General features: G+C 65.0%; 18 protein-coding genes. 7 read left to right on the plus strand and 11 right to left on the minus strand.

From position 1 onward, the window contains the following. Positions 1-12: 12 nt before the first annotated feature. The 9 genes from upp to ACFLEY_RS09885 form a co-directional block, all read right to left on the minus strand. Positions 13-648 carry a uracil phosphoribosyltransferase gene (upp, locus tag ACFLEY_RS09845; protein ID WP_028174525.1) on the minus strand — a complete coding sequence of 212 codons (636 nt, stop codon included), beginning with the start codon at positions 646-648 and terminating at the stop codon, positions 13-15. Positions 649-946: 298 nt separating this feature from the next. Then, positions 947-1,075, minus strand: a complete 129-nt coding sequence (locus tag ACFLEY_RS09850) for a hypothetical protein (protein ID WP_018641127.1) — start codon at positions 1,073-1,075, stop codon at positions 947-949. Positions 1,076-1,165: 90 nt separating this feature from the next. After that, positions 1,166-1,552, minus strand: a complete 387-nt coding sequence (locus ACFLEY_RS09855; RefSeq protein WP_028174526.1) for a hypothetical protein — start codon at positions 1,550-1,552, stop codon at positions 1,166-1,168. A 17-nt stretch (positions 1,553-1,569) separates the two neighbouring features. Beyond that, positions 1,570-1,758, minus strand: a complete 189-nt coding sequence (locus ACFLEY_RS09860; protein ID WP_028174527.1) for a hypothetical protein — start codon at positions 1,756-1,758, stop codon at positions 1,570-1,572. Positions 1,759-1,868: 110 nt separating this feature from the next. Then, positions 1,869-2,264: a hypothetical protein gene (locus ACFLEY_RS09865; RefSeq protein WP_396604622.1), complete on the minus strand. Its 396-nt coding sequence runs from the start codon at positions 2,262-2,264 to the stop codon at positions 1,869-1,871. A 27-nt stretch (positions 2,265-2,291) separates the two neighbouring features. Continuing rightward, positions 2,292-3,209 (minus strand): 4-hydroxy-tetrahydrodipicolinate synthase, encoded by a 918-nt coding sequence (gene dapA / locus ACFLEY_RS09870; RefSeq protein ID WP_060908713.1) that lies wholly within the window; start codon positions 3,207-3,209, stop codon positions 2,292-2,294. A gap of 25 nt (positions 3,210-3,234) precedes the next feature. Then, a complete protein-coding gene (locus ACFLEY_RS09875) occupies positions 3,235-3,489 on the minus strand; it encodes a hypothetical protein (protein ID WP_060908712.1) in 255 nt (84 codons plus the stop codon). A 132-nt stretch (positions 3,490-3,621) separates the two neighbouring features. Then, complete coding sequence (locus ACFLEY_RS09880) at positions 3,622-3,882, minus strand: hypothetical protein (RefSeq protein WP_060908711.1); 261 nt, start codon at positions 3,880-3,882, stop codon at positions 3,622-3,624. A gap of 40 nt (positions 3,883-3,922) precedes the next feature. Continuing rightward, positions 3,923-4,390, minus strand: a complete 468-nt coding sequence (locus ACFLEY_RS09885; protein ID WP_060912682.1) for a hypothetical protein — start codon at positions 4,388-4,390, stop codon at positions 3,923-3,925. Positions 4,391-4,823: 433 nt separating this feature from the next. Here ACFLEY_RS09885 and ACFLEY_RS09890 point away from each other — a divergent pair, with 433 nt between their 5' ends. From ACFLEY_RS09890 to ACFLEY_RS09910, 5 genes are all read left to right on the plus strand, one after another. After that, on the plus strand, positions 4,824-4,982 hold the full coding sequence (locus tag ACFLEY_RS09890) for a hypothetical protein (RefSeq protein ID WP_162494044.1): 159 nt from the start codon (positions 4,824-4,826) through the stop codon (positions 4,980-4,982). An 11-nt stretch (positions 4,983-4,993) separates the two neighbouring features. Then, complete coding sequence (locus tag ACFLEY_RS09895; RefSeq protein ID WP_038965694.1) at positions 4,994-5,083, plus strand: K(+)-transporting ATPase subunit F; 90 nt, start codon at positions 4,994-4,996, stop codon at positions 5,081-5,083. Between the two features lie 112 nt (positions 5,084-5,195). Continuing rightward, positions 5,196-6,899 (plus strand): potassium-transporting ATPase subunit KdpA, encoded by a 1,704-nt coding sequence (gene kdpA, locus ACFLEY_RS09900; RefSeq protein WP_060908710.1) that lies wholly within the window; start codon positions 5,196-5,198, stop codon positions 6,897-6,899. A 49-nt stretch (positions 6,900-6,948) separates the two neighbouring features. Beyond that, entirely contained in the window at positions 6,949-9,063 is a 2,115-nt protein-coding gene (gene kdpB, locus ACFLEY_RS09905) for a potassium-transporting ATPase subunit KdpB (protein WP_028174534.1), read from the plus strand. 177 nt (positions 9,064-9,240) lie between these two features. After that, positions 9,241-9,846, plus strand: a complete 606-nt coding sequence (locus ACFLEY_RS09910) for a K(+)-transporting ATPase subunit C (RefSeq protein ID WP_060908709.1) — start codon at positions 9,241-9,243, stop codon at positions 9,844-9,846. 17 nt (positions 9,847-9,863) lie between these two features. On the opposite strand, the gene ACFLEY_RS09915 is transcribed toward ACFLEY_RS09910, so the two are convergent. After that, positions 9,864-10,928 (minus strand): IS630-like element ISRj1 family transposase, encoded by a 1,065-nt coding sequence (locus tag ACFLEY_RS09915; protein ID WP_026192128.1) that lies wholly within the window; start codon positions 10,926-10,928, stop codon positions 9,864-9,866. Positions 10,929-11,006: 78 nt separating this feature from the next. On the opposite strand from ACFLEY_RS09915, the gene ACFLEY_RS09920 reads away from it, so the two are divergent. Together ACFLEY_RS09920 and ACFLEY_RS09925 are read left to right on the plus strand one after the other, a co-directional pair. Continuing rightward, positions 11,007-13,730: a sensor histidine kinase KdpD gene (locus ACFLEY_RS09920; protein WP_060908708.1), complete on the plus strand. Its 2,724-nt coding sequence runs from the start codon at positions 11,007-11,009 to the stop codon at positions 13,728-13,730. Next, complete coding sequence (locus ACFLEY_RS09925) at positions 13,727-14,416, plus strand: response regulator (protein WP_060908707.1); 690 nt, start codon at positions 13,727-13,729, stop codon at positions 14,414-14,416. Before ACFLEY_RS09920 ends, ACFLEY_RS09925 begins: the two co-directional genes overlap by 4 nt. 111 nt (positions 14,417-14,527) lie before the next feature. Here the strand turns inward: ACFLEY_RS09925 and ACFLEY_RS09930 are convergent, their stop codons facing one another. Beyond that, on the minus strand, positions 14,528-15,412 hold the full coding sequence (locus tag ACFLEY_RS09930) for a Ku protein (protein ID WP_060908706.1): 885 nt from the start codon (positions 15,410-15,412) through the stop codon (positions 14,528-14,530). Positions 15,413-15,492 lie beyond the last annotated feature (80 nt).

The following is a 15,492-nucleotide window of genomic DNA, read 5'->3' on the forward strand; positions in this document are numbered from 1 at the left end:
GCGCAAAACTGTCTACTTGGTGCCGAACATCCGGTCGCCGGCATCGCCCAGGCCCGGCACGATGTAGCCGTGGTCGTTGAGCCGCTCGTCGATTGCGGCGGTCCAGATCGGCACGTCGGGATGTTCGCTCTGGAACTGCGCGATGCCTTCCGGCGCGGCCAGAAGGCACACGAAGCGGATGTCGCGGGCGCCGCGGTTCTTGAGCAGGGACGCGCCGGCGCAGGCCGAGTTGCCGGTCGCCAGCATCGGGTCCATCAGGATCACGGTGCGGTCGGACAGGTCCTGCGGCGCCTTGAAGTAATATTCCACGGCCTGCAATGTTTCGGGGTCGCGGTAGAGCCCGATATGGGCAATGCGCGCCGAGGGCATCAGCGCCAGCATGCCGTCGAGGAAGCCGACGCCGGCGCGCAGGATCGGCGCCAGCGTGAGCTTCTTGCCGGCGATCTTCGGCGCCCGCATCGATGCGATCGGCGTCTCGATCTCGACCAGCTCCAGCGGCAGGTCGCGCGTCACCTCGTAGCCGAGCAGCATCCCGATCTCGTTCAGGATCTCGCGAAAGCTCTTGGTCGAGCGGTCCTTCTCCCGCATCAGCGAGAGCTTGTGCTGGACCAGAGGGTGGGCGACGACGTTGACGCTGCTTGTGCTCATGAAACCGCTCTACACGGTTCCGTGAAATTGCGCCAGATCGGCCGGGTATTTTCCGCGGGATACGTGGCCTCAAGCCGGCATCGCGACCTCCTTGCGGGCACGGCTGCTCGCCTCGTAGGCAGCCATGGTCAATTCACGCTCGATCGCCGTCCGCATGGCGTCCATGGCCGGCTGGCGCAGGCGCTTGCCGTGCTCTGCACGTCGGCGCTCCAGGGCGCGCTGATCCAGGCGCGCGTCGAACGCAGCGGCCGGCCGATCGAGGTCACGGCGGCGGAACTGGCGCGTGAAGAGGTAAAGGCTAGACCCCGAGCCCCCGCGCGACGAGCGTGATCACGATCGTCAGGACCGCGCCCCAGACCAGGCTCAGCGTCATGGTCAGGATCGTCGTGGTGACTGCGTGCTCGAGATTTCCCTTGAGGAGCTGCACGCTACTTGTCCGGGGCGGGCGCCGCGCCGATGCGCATGCCGAGCAGCAATGCTCCCATCAACACAACCAGGATCGCGATCTTGAGCTCGATCATGTCCGCCGCCTCGCGGTCACGCGTGCAAGAAGCTGCCTCGCTCCCTCCGCAAGCACGATCAGCGGATTGCCGCGGTTCTCGATGTCGAGCTCGAAGGTCTCGGCGGGAAACACCAGCGCGCACCGCGCCGGCGCGCTCTGACGGTTGGCGAAATCCACCGCCGAGCTCTTGAACAGGAACAGGCCGCCGACACGTCCGTTCGCTTCGCGCGCGACCCAGAGGCCGGCGCTGTTGCGTCCAATGAAGAACGCGGGAATGGCGGCGCTGACGACATCCGGATCGAGTGGCTTGAGCGCCGCCGCCTGCCTGGTGTCGGGGCGGCGACGGGAAGCCTGAAGCGCAATTGCGGCCATGGCGGCTTCCTCACACATCTGCAAGGTCATAGGGGCCTCCCTGCGGGTCAGCCGTGCATGTGCCAGACATAGATTGCGGTCCTCAGCGCGATCAACGCGGTGAGCACGCTACCCATCGAGAGCAGCGTCAGTGTGCCGAGAGCGAAACCTTTGAGCTGCGCCTTGCGTGCCTCGGAGATGCGCGCCGAACGCCCAGGCACGAAGGGGCGGTCAAGGCCATGTGTCAGGATCGACATTTTTTCAGTCCTTATCCGGAGTGGCGAGACGGCCGCTCCGATCTGTCCCGTATGATGGCCACCGCTGCGTATGATTGCGAGGTGACCGCCGCAGTTGCCGTATAGGAAAGTCATAAAGGCGCCGGCGGTCGCGCCAGTAGTACTCTGAAGAGGTTTTTGTCGCGTTTCGGTTGCGGTTTGGATCGCGCAGGCTTCGAACGCGCCAGCCCGACGGCGGCGGCGAAGGCGAGCCGCAGCCGCGGCTCCTCGATCTGCTTGCAGAAGCAGTCCAGGGGCGCCTCCGCGTCTTGCTGCCGGCCGTCGATGGCCGCGCAGAGACGGGAGCTGGTGCGCCGGAAGAAGTGCAGCGAGTCCTCGCCGCTGCGCCGGCCGCCGAGACGATCGAGTTCAACCGCGAGTGCGGCGACATTGTGCCTGTCGGAGTCGCTCAGCGTCACGGCAAAGCGCAGGATCGCCAGCTGCCAGGCGCCGAGCAGCCTCCGATGATCTTCAACTGATGGCGGCATGCGAGATCCGAACGACTGCGCGAGGCGTCAGGCGCCGACGCGGTCGATCAACTCCTCGTCGGCGATCGCGGCGAAGGCGCGTACCACCTCCCGCTGCGCGGCCGCGTCCAGCGGCACGATCGGCAGCCTCGTCGCCGGTGACATCAGGCCCAGCACGCTCAGCGCGCTCTTGAGCGCCGCCGGGCCGTCCTTGGAGAGGCATGTGATGAGCGGGATGAGGCGCCTGTGCAGGTACCGTGCCGATTGCAAGCGGCCTTGCCTGACCTGCGAGAAGATCATGCGGCACAGATCGGGGGCGATGTTGGAGACTTCCGAGATCGCGCCGTCGCCGCCGCTTGCGATGTAGCCGAACGCGGTGACGTCGTCGCCGGAGAGCAGGCGAAAGCCGGCCGGGAGCAACCGGGCGAGGCGCATCGGACGGGCGATGTCGCAGCTTCCATCGCGCAGGCCGACGAACTGGCGGGATTCGACGAGACGCACCAGCGTCTCGTCGGCGAGCGGGCGCAGCGTGCGGGAGGGAATATCGTGCAGGATCACGGGCAGGCCGGTTGCACCGGCGATGGCCCGGAAATGCGCGAGCATCCCCTCCTGCATCGGCTTGTTGTAGGCCGGCACCACCGCCATCACGGCATCGGCGCCGGCGGCCTCCGCACGCCGCGCGAGCGCGATGGCCTGGCTGGTCGCGTTCGACATCGCGCCGGCGATGATCCGCACCCGGCCGCGGGCGACGTCCACCGCGGCGCGAATGACGAGCTCCTGCTCGGCCGGGGAGAGCGTCGGCGCCTCGCCGGCCGTCTCGCAGACCACGATCGCGGGGACGCCAGCCGCGATCTGGCGCTCGCAGAGCGCGGTGAACGCCTTGAGATCGATTGTGTCAGCCGCGTCGAGCGGCGTCGGCAGGTCCGGAATGAAGCCTGTGAACCAGGCAGCAGGAGGAGTGAACATGGCTTTTCCGCCGGATGGCGCCGGCTCAGGCGGCGCGCTGCGAGACGATGGCGTTGGGGCTCTTGCCCATGTCGAGCTCGATCTCGCGCGGCAGCTCGACGATGGTCTCCGGATGCTGTCCGTTCTCGAACAGCGCATATTTGACGGCCTGGGCGCGGCTGACGAACAAGCCGCCATAGAGGCCGTTCTGCTCCTGCGCGACCCATTGTCCCCGGCGGTTGCGGCCGATGAGGACGATGGTTGAGGTGGAGGTGCACGAGGGAGGGTCGACGAGTTTCACGGATGTATTCCTTCTGAACGACGCTGGCGCGGGATGCACGTCCCTGCCTGCGCGCTCAATATCCCGTCTCGCGAATATGATTTCGAGGGCGGGTGCGCGGTGATCTCATAGGAAGGTCATAAAGCCGACCGCTCAGGTCACATCATTGGCAATGTGGACCAGCGCGAAGAGCGCACCGAATGCAGCAGCTTCGTCCCAATGATTGAGGGCAGGGCCGAACAGCGCTTCGCGTCTGACGAGGCCGGCGAGCGCGCACAGGATGATCGACATCCAGAGCAGAACGGCAAGGCTTCGGCCGAAACCGACGCTACCGAATGCGGCAAAGGCGGCGAGCAGCGCGATGCGGACGGCGAAGCGTGCGATCACGCGCGCCGGGCTCAGCTTGTGCGGCATGTCCGGAGCTTGCGACAAGTTGTGAACCCGTCAGGCTGCTCTAGCCGAAATTGTCGCAGGCGACCGGCTCGTAGAGCGGATCCGGCACAGGACGAACGGAGGGAACGCTCGGCCGCGATACGTCCACGGCCAATGCCCGGACCTCGACGAAGGCCGACAGCAAGGCCAGTGCGAGGTCGGCGTGGCGTGCCTCGACCGCAGCGTCGAGCCAGTCCGGCAGCTCACGCTCGCGCGAGAGCGCGCAGTGCCACTCGCCCTCGTCATAGGCGATGCGGCGGACCTGCCATAGCGGCAGCTCGAGCTCGATCAGCGCCAGCGCCGCATCGGCCCAGGCCTCGGCGTCGATCAGGCGCATGACGCGCGTGGTGCGTTCGTTCTGGCCGAGCGAGGGGATGCGCCGGCAAGCATAATCGATGACGTCGTGCATCAGCGGTCGCGTCATCGCCGGCGCCGCGTGAAGCCGCTGGCTGAGGGATGGTGGGTCGAGACGTCGGAGAGCGGCGGTCATGTCAGGCCTCCCGGAGTTGGCGTCGGTCAGTCGGCCGGCATTGCCAAGATGGCCGGGAGGGCATTTGAAAACGAGATGGGGATCGGGCGAGAGATATAGGGATTTCATAAGTGCCCGGATTCTTCCGTGTAAGACCGACAGATCCTCGCCTGCCGTCTCGGTCGTAGGTGGAGGCTTATAGAAGCAGGGCTTTTTGAAAAGACCTCGGCGCCGGCCCGCCGTAACAACGGGAGGCGAAAGCGTTGGTGGATCGCGTCGCTGCGCGGCCTGCCTGGAACGATCGCCTGGAATGCGTCGTCCGTGTCGTACGGCCGGCGGCTACGACGGGCCGGCCTTTATGAGATTCCTATAACGTCGCCATAGGCCTCATCTCGAAAACCTATGTGCGCGGTGGCACTTCGGCGCGGTGACGTTTCCCGGCCGGGAGAGACACGTGTTGCATTCGCTCGCAGCAAGCGGCCCGCCGGCGGGCAATGCCGGAGATCGTCTCGCATTGAGGAGTATCGCCATGATGGACATTCTGATGCTGGCGCTGGGCTTCGTCTTCTTTGCCCTCGCGATCGGCTACACCTACGCCTGCGAACGGCTGTGATGGAGCACACCATGATCTTCGATTATGCGCTCGCCGGTGCCGTCTCCTTCGGCCTCCTGTTCTACCTCACTTATGCACTGCTGCGGCCCGAGCGGTTCTGAGCCGTGCTGCTGCTTGCCGAATTGCTGCTGGCGGACGTCGCACTCGTCGCGGGCCTGCTTGCGCTGCTCCTGCCGCTCTTGCGCCGGACACAAAGCCTGAAGGGTTAATGCCATGACCATGATCGGTTGGCTCCAGATCATTCTTTTCTGCGTCATTATCGTCGCGCTGACCAAGCCGCTCGGCTGGTACATGACGCGCGTGTTCAACGGCGAGCGGACCTTCCTGTCGCCGGTGCTGCGTCCGATCGAAGCCGGGATCTACTGGATCTCCGGCGTCGACGAGCGTCGTGAGCAGCATTGGCTGACCTACACGGTCGCCATGCTGCTGTTCCATGTCGGCGGCTTCCTGATCATCTACGGCGTGATGCGGCTCCAGGCCGTGCTGCCCTTCAATCCGGCCGGGCAGTCGGCGGTTGCGCAGGATCTCTCCTTCAATACCGCGATCTCCTTCATCACCAACACCAACTGGCAGAACTACGGCGGCGAGAGCACGCTGTCCTATCTCGTGCAGATGCTCGGCCTGACGCACCAGAACTTCCTGTCGGCGGCCACCGGCATCGCGCTGGCGATGGCCCTGATTCGCGGCTTCTCGCGCGCCTCGGTGCGCACGGTCGGCAATTTCTGGGTCGACGTGACGCGCTGTACCCTCTACGTGTTGCTGCCGATCTGCGTCGTCTACACGCTTTTCCTGGTCTGGCAGGGCATCCCGCAGACGCTCGGCGACTATGTCGAGGCCACCACGCTCGAAGGCGCCAAGCAGACCATCGCGGTCGGCCCGGTCGCCTCGCAGGTCGCGATCAAGATGCTCGGCACCAATGGCGGCGGCTTCTTCAACGCCAATGCCGCGCATCCCTTCGAGAACCCGACCGCGCTGTCGAACTTCGTGCAGATGCTGTCGATCTTCGCGCTCGGGGCTGCGCTCACCAACGTGTTTGGTCGCATGGTCGGCAACCAGCGCCAGGGCTGGGCGATCCTCGCCGTGATGGGCGTGCTGTTCGTCGCCGGTGTCGCGGTCACCTACTGGGCGGAAGCCAACGGCACCTCGACCATGCATGCGCTGGGCCTGACCGGCGGCAACATGGAAGGCAAGGAGGTTCGCTTCGGCCTCGTCGCGTCCTCCCTGTTCGCCGTGATCACGACGGCCGCCTCGTGCGGCGCCGTCAACGCCATGCATGACAGCTTTACCGCGCTCGGCGGCATGATTCCGCTGATTAACATGCAGCTCGGCGAGATCATCGTCGGCGGCGTCGGCGCAGGCCTCTACGGCATGCTGCTGTTCGTCGTGCTCGCGATCTTCGTGGCCGGCCTGATGGTCGGCCGCACGCCGGAATATGTCGGCAAGAAGATCGAGGCGCGCGAGGTCAAGATGGCGATGCTCGCGATCCTGGTGCTGCCGCTGATGTATCTCGGCTGGACCGCGGTCGGTGTGGTCTATCCGGCGGCGGTTGCCTCCATGGCGAATGCCGGCCCGCACGGTTTCACCGAGGTGCTCTATGCCTTCACGTCGGCGACCGGCAACAACGGCTCGGCCTTCGCGGGCCTGACCGGTAACACCCTCTTCTACAACCTCACGCTGGCAAGCGCGATGTTCGTCGGCCGCTTCTTCATGATCGTTCCGGCGATGGCGATCGCGGGCTCGCTCGCCGCCAAGAAATCGATCCCTCCGTCGGCGGGCACCTTCCCGACCACGGGCGGGCTGTTCGTCGGCCTTGTTGTCGGCGTCATCCTGATCATCGGCGGCTTGACGTTCTTTCCGGCCCTCGCACTCGGCCCCATCGTCGAGCACCTCGCGATGAACGCCGGCCAAGTCTTCTGACCGCAAGTCTTCTGATCGACAATCTTCCGATTGGTTTGGAGTGACCTCCATGGATACGATGAAACTGCAAAAACGTGCTGCCGTATCGGCGATGCTCGATCCCAGGATCGTAGTGCCCGCGATCCGCGCCTCCTTCACCAAGCTCGACCCGCGACTGATGGTGAAGAATCCCGTGATGTTCGTGGTCGAGATCGTGGCCGCGCTCACCACCGTGATCTTCCTGCGCGACCTCGTCACCGGCGGCGCGAATCTCGGCTTCACGTTCCAGATCATCCTCTGGCTCTGGTTCACCGTGCTGTTTGCGAACTTCGCCGAGGCGGTCGCCGAAGGCCGCGGCAAGGCGCAGGCTGAATCGCTGCGCAAGACCCGCACCGAGAGCCAAGCCAAGCTGCTCACCGGCACCGGCCAGGCCTTCAAGCTGGTTCCGGGCACGAGCCTGAAGGTCGGCGACATCGTGCTGGTCGAAGCGGGGGACACCATTCCCTCCGACGGCGAGGTGATCGAGGGCGTCGCCTCCGTCAACGAGGCCGCCATCACCGGCGAATCCGCGCCCGTCATTCGCGAGTCCGGCGGCGACCGCTCGGCGGTGACGGGCGGCACGCAGGTGCTGTCGGACTGGATCCGCGTCCGCATCACCGCCGCGCAGGGCTCGACCTTCATCGATCGCATGATCAAGCTGGTCGAGGGCGCCGAGCGGCAGAAGACGCCGAACGAGATCGCGCTCAACATCCTGCTCGCCGGCCTCACCATCATCTTCGTGTTCGCCACCGTCACGATTCCGAGCTATGCGGCCTATGCCGGCGGCTCGATCTCGGTAGTCGTGCTGGTCGCGCTGTTCGTGACGCTGATTCCGACTACGATCGGTGCGCTGCTGTCGGCGATCGGCATTGCCGGCATGGACCGCCTGGTGCGCTTCAACGTGCTGGCGATGTCGGGCCGCGCCGTCGAGGCGGCCGGCGACGTCGACACGCTGCTGCTCGACAAGACCGGAACGATCACGCTCGGCAATCGTCAGGCGACCGCGTTCCGCCCCGTTCGCGGCGTCACCGAGCAGGAGCTGGCGGACGCGGCTCAGCTCGCCTCGCTCGCCGACGAGACGCCGGAAGGCCGCTCCATCGTCGTGCTGGCGAAGGAGAAGTATGGCATCCGCGGCCGCGACATGGCCGAGCTCGGGGCAACCTTCATCCCGTTCACGGCGCAGACCCGCATGAGCGGCGTCGATGCCGGCGGCTCGTCGGTGCGCAAGGGCGCGGTCGATGCCATGCTCAACTATGTCGGCGGCGGCGCGCCTCTGGCCGTTGCCTCCGGCAACACCGCCCGCGCGATCCAGCCTGCGGAGCTCTCGGAGGTCGGCCGCGAGATCCAGATCATCGCCGACGAGATCTCGAAAGCCGGCGGCACGCCGCTGGCCGTCGCGAAGGACGGCAAGCTGCTCGGCGTCATCCAGCTCAAGGATATCGTCAAGGGCGGCATCCGCGAGCGCTTTGCCGAGCTGCGCCGCATGGGCATCCGCACCATCATGATCACCGGCGACAACCCGATGACGGCCGCCGCGATCGCGGCGGAAGCCGGCGTCGACGATTTCCTGGCGCAGGCAACGCCCGAGGACAAGCTCAAGCTGATCCGCGACGAGCAGGCCAAGGGCAAGCTGGTGGCGATGTGCGGCGACGGCACCAATGACGCGCCGGCGCTGGCGCAGGCCGATGTCGGTGTCGCCATGAACACCGGCACGCAGGCGGCCCGCGAGGCCGGCAACATGGTCGATCTCGATTCCAACCCGACCAAGCTGATCGAAGTGGTCGAGATCGGCAAGCAACTGCTGATGACGCGCGGCGCGCTGACGACGTTCTCGATCGCCAACGACGTCGCAAAATACTTTGCGATCATCCCGGCGATGTTTTTGGCGTTCTACCCGCAGCTCAACGTGCTGAACGTCATGAACCTGTCGAGCCCGCAGAGCGCCATCCTGTCGGCGATCATCTTCAACGCGCTTGTCATCATCGCGCTGATTCCGCTCGCGCTGAAGGGCGTCGCCTACCGCGCCGTCGGTGCCGGCGCACTGTTGCGACGTAACCTGCTGATCTACGGGCTTGGCGGCATCGTCATTCCCTTCATCGGAATCAAGGCGATCGACCTCGTCGTCGTCGCCTTGCACCTGGCCTGATCGTTGTCATGCGAGGAGCAAATTCTCTCTGTCATTCCGGGGCGCCTCGAAGAGGCGAACTATGGTGCGCAATTGCGCACCTGAGAATCTCGAGGTTCCGGGTTCGATGCCTTGCATCGCCCCGGAACGACGACAGAGATGCTTCGCTCGCAATGACGAAATAACTGGAGATTTGATATGCTCAGAGAAATCCGCCCCGCCATCGTCCTCCTGCTGGTGTTAACCGCCATCACGGGCCTTGCTTATCCGCTCGCGATGACCGGCATCGTCGGCATGCTCTTCCCCGCGCAGGCGCAAGGCAGCCTGATCGAGAGGGATGGCAAGGTGATCGGCTCCGCCCTGATCGGGCAGGAGTTCAAGGACGACAAATATTTCCACGGCCGCCCCTCGGCGACCCTGGCGCCGGACCCGAATGATTCTACCAAGACGGTGTCGGCGCCCTACAACGCCGCCAACTCGGGCGGCTCCAATCTCGGCCCGACCAGCAAGGCGCTGGCCGACCGGTTGAAGGAAGACGTGGACAAGCTGAAAGCGGAGAATCCGAACGCGGCCGTGCCGGTCGACCTCGTCACCACCTCTGCCAGCGGCCTCGATCCGGATATCTCGCCGGAAGCCGCGCAATTCCAGGTGCCGCGCGTTGCCAAGGCCCGGAATATGCCGGAAGAGGCGGTGAAGCAGCTTGTGGCTTCCAACGTCCAGGGCCGTCTGCTCGGCCTGCTTGGCGAACCGCGCGTTAACGTATTGGCGTTGAATCTCGCGCTCGATCGCGCCGCCGCCAAGTAGCGGTCTAGTACCCGGAATCAGAGCTGAGTGATACGGCGGCCTTTGAAACGGCGTTGACGGACCTTTTTCTTGGTCCAGACGAAGGGCTCGGCTCTGTCGTTGTATGCGTTGACGTAGGCATCGATGTGTTCCTGAAGCTGCTTGAGGCTCGTGAAGGAGGTGCCGCTGAGCGACTGCCCCTGCAAGATGGAAAACCATACTTCGACCTGATTGAGCCATGACGCACTTGTCGGCGTGAAATGAAATTGCACGTTGGGGTGGGCCTTGAGCCAGTCCTCGTTCTTTTTATGGGTGTTGAGGTTGTCGAGGATGACGTGAAGCTTGCGGTTCGGAAAAGCCGCGGTGACGCTGTTCATGAAATCGAGAAACTCGACGCGGCGCCGGCGTTTTGAATGGGTCGCGATGATCTTTCCGGTGGCGACTTCGAGCGCCGCAAACAATGTTGTGGTGCCATGCCGCTTGTAATCGTGGCTTTGGCCGGTCAAGGCGCGGCCATTGGGCAACTTCAGATAACCCTGCGCTCGCTCCAAAGCCTGGATCGAGGGCTTCTCGTCCACGCACAGCACAATGGCCTTCGCCGGCGGCGCGACATAGAGGCCGACAACATCGGCGGCTTTGGCCGTAAAGTTCGGGTCGTTGCTCTCGCACCAGGACTTGCGAGCCACCAGGTCAATCTTGTGGCTGCGCAGGAACCGCCAGACATATTGGACATCGACATCGCCCAGCGCCTCGGCCAGCAGGGGGCCGGTCCAGCGCGCAAACCCTTGCGGTGGCGGCTTATCCAGCAGCTTCAGAATCCGCTTGTCGGTCGTCTTCGTATAGATCGGCTGCTTGCCAGGCCGCGGCTTGTCTTGCAGCCCTTCAAGGCCATGGTCGGCATAGCGATGCCGCCAAAGGCTGACAATCCGCGGCTGGACCCCAACTTCCTTGGCGATCGACCGGGTGCTGCGCCCATCCGCCGCCAACAGAACTATCCGCGCCCGCTTCAAATCGCGCTGCAACGTCACCGGTGAGCGACAGCACGCCTCAAGCACCTTGCGATCTTTCCTCGAAAGGTGGACTTCTCTTGCTTCGGGTATCATCCCGACCTTGAATCACGACTCACGTTCCAAGAAAAGTGGGTACTAGGCTCCCGGTGCGCAGATGATTATATTGGCAAAATGGTCCGAGAGCGCCGCGATTCCGAACAACGTCCGTCTCCCGAGGCACTGCTGGAAGCCGCGCGCCGGGAGGAAAGCGCGAGCGGCAAGCTGAAGATTTTCGTCGGCGCGGCTCCCGGCGTCGGCAAGACCTACGAGATGCTGCAAAGTGCCCATGCCAAGCGCAAGGCCGGCATCGACGTCGTGGTCGGCTTCGTCGAGACCCATGGCCGCGCCGAGACCGAGGCGCTGGTGCGGGGGCTCGAAGTCGTCCCGCGCAAGAGGCTCGACTACCGCGGCCAGACGATCGAGGAGATGGACCTCGACGCGGTGATCGCGCGCCGGCCGCAAATCGCGCTGGTCGACGAGCTCGCCCACACCAACGCGGCCGGCAGCCGCCATCCCAAGCGCTATCTCGACGTCGAGGAGCTGCTCTCCCACGGCATCGACGTCTACACCGCCGTCAACATCCAGCACATCGAGAGCCTGAACGACGTCGTCGCCCAGATCACCCATGTCCGGGTGCGTGAGACGGTGCCGGACTCGGTGTTCGACCGCGCGGATGCGATCGAACTGATCGACCTCACGCCCGATGACCTGATCCAGCGGCTCAGGGAAGGCAAGGTCTACGTCCCCAAGCAGGCCGAGCGGGCACTGGAGCATTATTTCTCGCCGGGCAATCTGACCGCGCTGCGCGAGCTCGCTTTGCGGCGGACAGCCGAACGGGTCGACGAGCAGCTCCTCACCCACATGCAGGCGAACGCCATCGCCGGCCCCTGGGCCGCGGGCGAGCGTATTCTCGTCTGCGTCAGCGAGGATCCGCGCGCCGCCGGCCTCGTGCGCTACACCAAGCGGCTGGCCGACCGGCTGCATGCGCCGTTTACCGCGATTTCGATCGAGACGCGGCGCTCCCTCCAGCTTTCCGATGAGGAGCGCGACCGGCTCGCCGACACGCTGCGGCTCGCCGAAGCCTTGGGCGGCGAGGCACTGACGATTCCCGCTGTCGGCCGCCGCATCGCCGACGACGTCGTCAATTTCGCACAGGGCAACAACGTCACCCAGATCGTGATCGGAAAGTCGACGCGCTCGCGCTGGTTCGAGATCACGCGCGGCTCCGTCGTGCATGACCTGGTGCGCCGTGCCGGCAATATCACGGTTCATGTCATCGCCGGCGACGATGTGCCGGGCGAGGCGGCGCCCAAGACCGCGGTGCAGACCGCGGCGCGGACGGAGCCGTTCGATCCGCTGCCGTATCTGAAGGCGCTCGGCATCGTGCTGATCGGCCTCGGCGCTGCCGAGCTGATTCAGCCGAGGTTCGGCATCGAGAACGTTGACCTCGTGCTGCTCACGGCCGTGGTGGCGGTCGCGGTCCGCTATGGCTTGTGGCCGTCGCTGCTCGCCACCGTCGCGGCCTCGCTGTCCTATAATTTCTTCTTCCTGCCGCCGATCTACACCTTCACGATCACCGATCCGACCAACGTCGCCGCCTTTGTCCTGTTCATGGTGGTGGCGATGATCGTCTCCAATGTCGCCGCGCGCGTGCGCACGCAGGCCGACACCGCGATCGGCCGGATCAGGACCACCGAGCAGCTCTATGCTTTCAGCCGCAAGCTTGCCGGCACCGCCACGCTCGACGACGTCTTGTGGGCGACGGCCTATCAGATCGCGCTGATGCTGAAGGTTCGCGTGGTGCTGCTGCTGCCGGAGGATGGGCTGCTCACGGTGAAGTCCGGCTATCCGCCGGAGGACCAGCTCGACCAGGCGGACCTTGCCGCCGCCAACTGGGCCTGGAGCAATGATCGCCCAGCCGGTCGCGGCTCGGACACGCTGCCGGGCGCGAAGCGGCTGTTCCTGCCGATGCGCACCGGCCGCGGCCCGATCGGGGTGATCGGCATCGACAACGACCGTACCGGCCCGTTGCTGACGCCGGACCAGCGCCGGCTGCTGGACGCGCTGGTCGACCAGGGCGCGCTCGCGATCGAGCGCGTGCTGCTGGTCGAGGACATGGACCGCGTCAAGCGCACCGTCGAATCCGAGCGGCTGCGCTCGGCACTGCTCACGTCGATTTCGCATGACCTCAAGACGCCGCTCGCCTCCGTGTTGGGGGCCGCCTCCACCATGCGCGATCTGGCAGGTGCCTTGTCCGACACCGAGAAGCGCGACCTGCTGGCCACCGTGATCGACGAGTCCGAGCGACTCAACCGTTTCATCGCCAATCTGCTCGACATGACGAAACTCGAATCCGGCGCCATCGTGCCCAACACGGCGCTGCATGATCTCAGCGAGATCGTCGGCAGCGCGCTTCGGCGGGCAGCCAAGATCCTCACCGCACACAAGGTGGAGCTGGTGCTGGCCGCCGATCTGCCGATGCTCCAGCTGGATGCCGTGCTGTTCGAGCAGGTGCTGTTCAACCTGCTCGACAACGCCGCGAAGTATTCGCCGGCGGAGACGACGATCTCGATCAAGAGCCAGCGCGAGCGAGATCAAGTGGTGCTCCAGATCGCCGACGAGGGGAGCGGCATTCCGCCGGACGAGGTCGAGAGCGTGTTCGACAAGTTCTATCGCGTGCAGAAGGGCGATCACGTTCGTCCCGGCACCGGGCTCGGGCTCGCCATTTCCCGCGGCTTCGTCGAGGCAATGCATGGCACGATCTCGGCCGCCAACCGCAGCGACCGGAGCGGCGCGGTCCTCACCATCCGTTTGCCCGTTCCGGCACAGACCCACGCATTGGATACCGCCGCATGAGTGCCGCCCCGATCAAGGTTCTGGTCATCGACGACGAACCACCGATCCGCAAACTGCTGCGGATGGGGCTGACGACGCAGGGCTATGAGATCCTGGAAGCGTCAAGCGGCAAGATTGCGCTGGAGAAGCTCACTGAGGAGCCTGCGCTGATCATCCTCGATCTCGGCCTGCCCGACATCCAGGGCCACGAGCTGCTCCGCACCATCCGGGCCCGCAACGAAGCGGTGCCGATCGTGGTGCTGTCGAGCCGGGGCGACGAGGCCGGCAAGGTGCAGGCGCTCGATCTCGGCGCCGACGACTATTTGACCAAGCCGTTCGGCATGGACGAGTTGCTGGCGCGCCTGCGCGCCGCGCTGCGGCACCAGCTCCAGGTCCAGGGCGAGCGACCGATATTCCGCACCGGCGATCTCTCCGTCGATCTCGTCCGCCGCATCGTCAAGGTCGGCGAGCGCGAGGTCAAGCTGTCGCCGAAGGAGTACGACCTCCTGCGCGTGCTGGTGCAGCATGCCGGCAAGGTGCTGACCCACCGCTTCCTGCTCAAGGAGCTTTGGGACGAGCTGACGGATGCGCAATATCTCCGCGTCTATGTCCGCCAGCTCCGCCAGAAGATCGAAGCCGATCCGGAACGTCCGCAATATGTGCTGACGGAGACGGGGATCGGGTACCGGCTGAAGGCGGGGGATTGACTAAGCCGTCGTTCCGGGGCGATGCGAAGCATCGAACCCGGAACCTCGAGATTCTCAGGTGCGCAATTGCGCACCATAGTTCGCCTCTTCGAGGCGCCCCGGAATGACAAGCTAACCCGCCTTCCTCTGTCGCGCCGTCGACCGGTGCACCTTCTTCGCGGCTCGTCCCCGTCCTGTCGTCCGCCGCCCATGCGACTTGGCCGACGTCCGTCCCCCGCCGCGCCCCTTCAGGCTCTGCTTCAGCGCATCCATCAGGCTGACGACATTGCTCGGCCGCTCCTCCGGCTCCGGCAGCTCGATCGTCTTGCCGCTCGCCTTCCGCTTCACCAGCGCCTTCAGCGCGGTCTCGTACTGGTCCTTGAACTTGCTCGGATCGAAATGCGCGGCCTTGGTGTGCAGGATGTGACCGGCGAGCTCGACCATGTCCCTGGTGATCTTCGGGCTCTTGATGTCGTCGAAGAACTGGTCCTCGTCGCGGAGCTCATAAGGATAGCGCAGCGTGGTGCCGAGCAGGCCCTTGCCGAGCGGCTCGATCGCCATGACATGCTCGCGGTTGGTAAGCACGATTTTTGCGAGCGCGACGCGCTCCTGGTCCTTCATGGCGTCGCGGATCACGGCAAAGGCGTCGATTGCGGCCTTGCCGTCTGGTGCGATGTAATAGGGATGGTCCAGGTAGCGCTGGTCGATCTCGTCGCTCGGCACGAAGCTCTCAATGTCGATGGTGTGGTTGCTCTCGATCTGGACCGCCTCGAGCTCCTCCGGTTCGATCTCGACATATTTGCCCTTGCGCAGCTCGTAGCCGCGTCCCTTCTGGTCGCTCTCGACGACGTCGCCGGTTTCCGAATCGACCATTTGCTGCTTGAGGCGATTGCCGGTTTCGCGGTTGATCATGTGAAACCGGGTCTTCTCGGCGGCGGTCGTTGCGGGATAGAGCACGACCGGGCAGCTGACCAGCGACAGCTTCAACGTTCCCTTCCAATAGGCGCGGGGGGCCATTCCATTCTCCAGCGTTTTCAAGGCGTTTTGGAACTCCAACCGGCGCGTCGGGTTTTGGTTCCGGATGGGACTTTTGCCGT

The sequence above is a fragment of the Bradyrhizobium sp. YCK136 genome (assembly GCF_044570075.1).
GTDB classification, from domain to species: domain Bacteria; phylum Pseudomonadota; class Alphaproteobacteria; order Rhizobiales; family Xanthobacteraceae; genus Bradyrhizobium; species Bradyrhizobium diazoefficiens.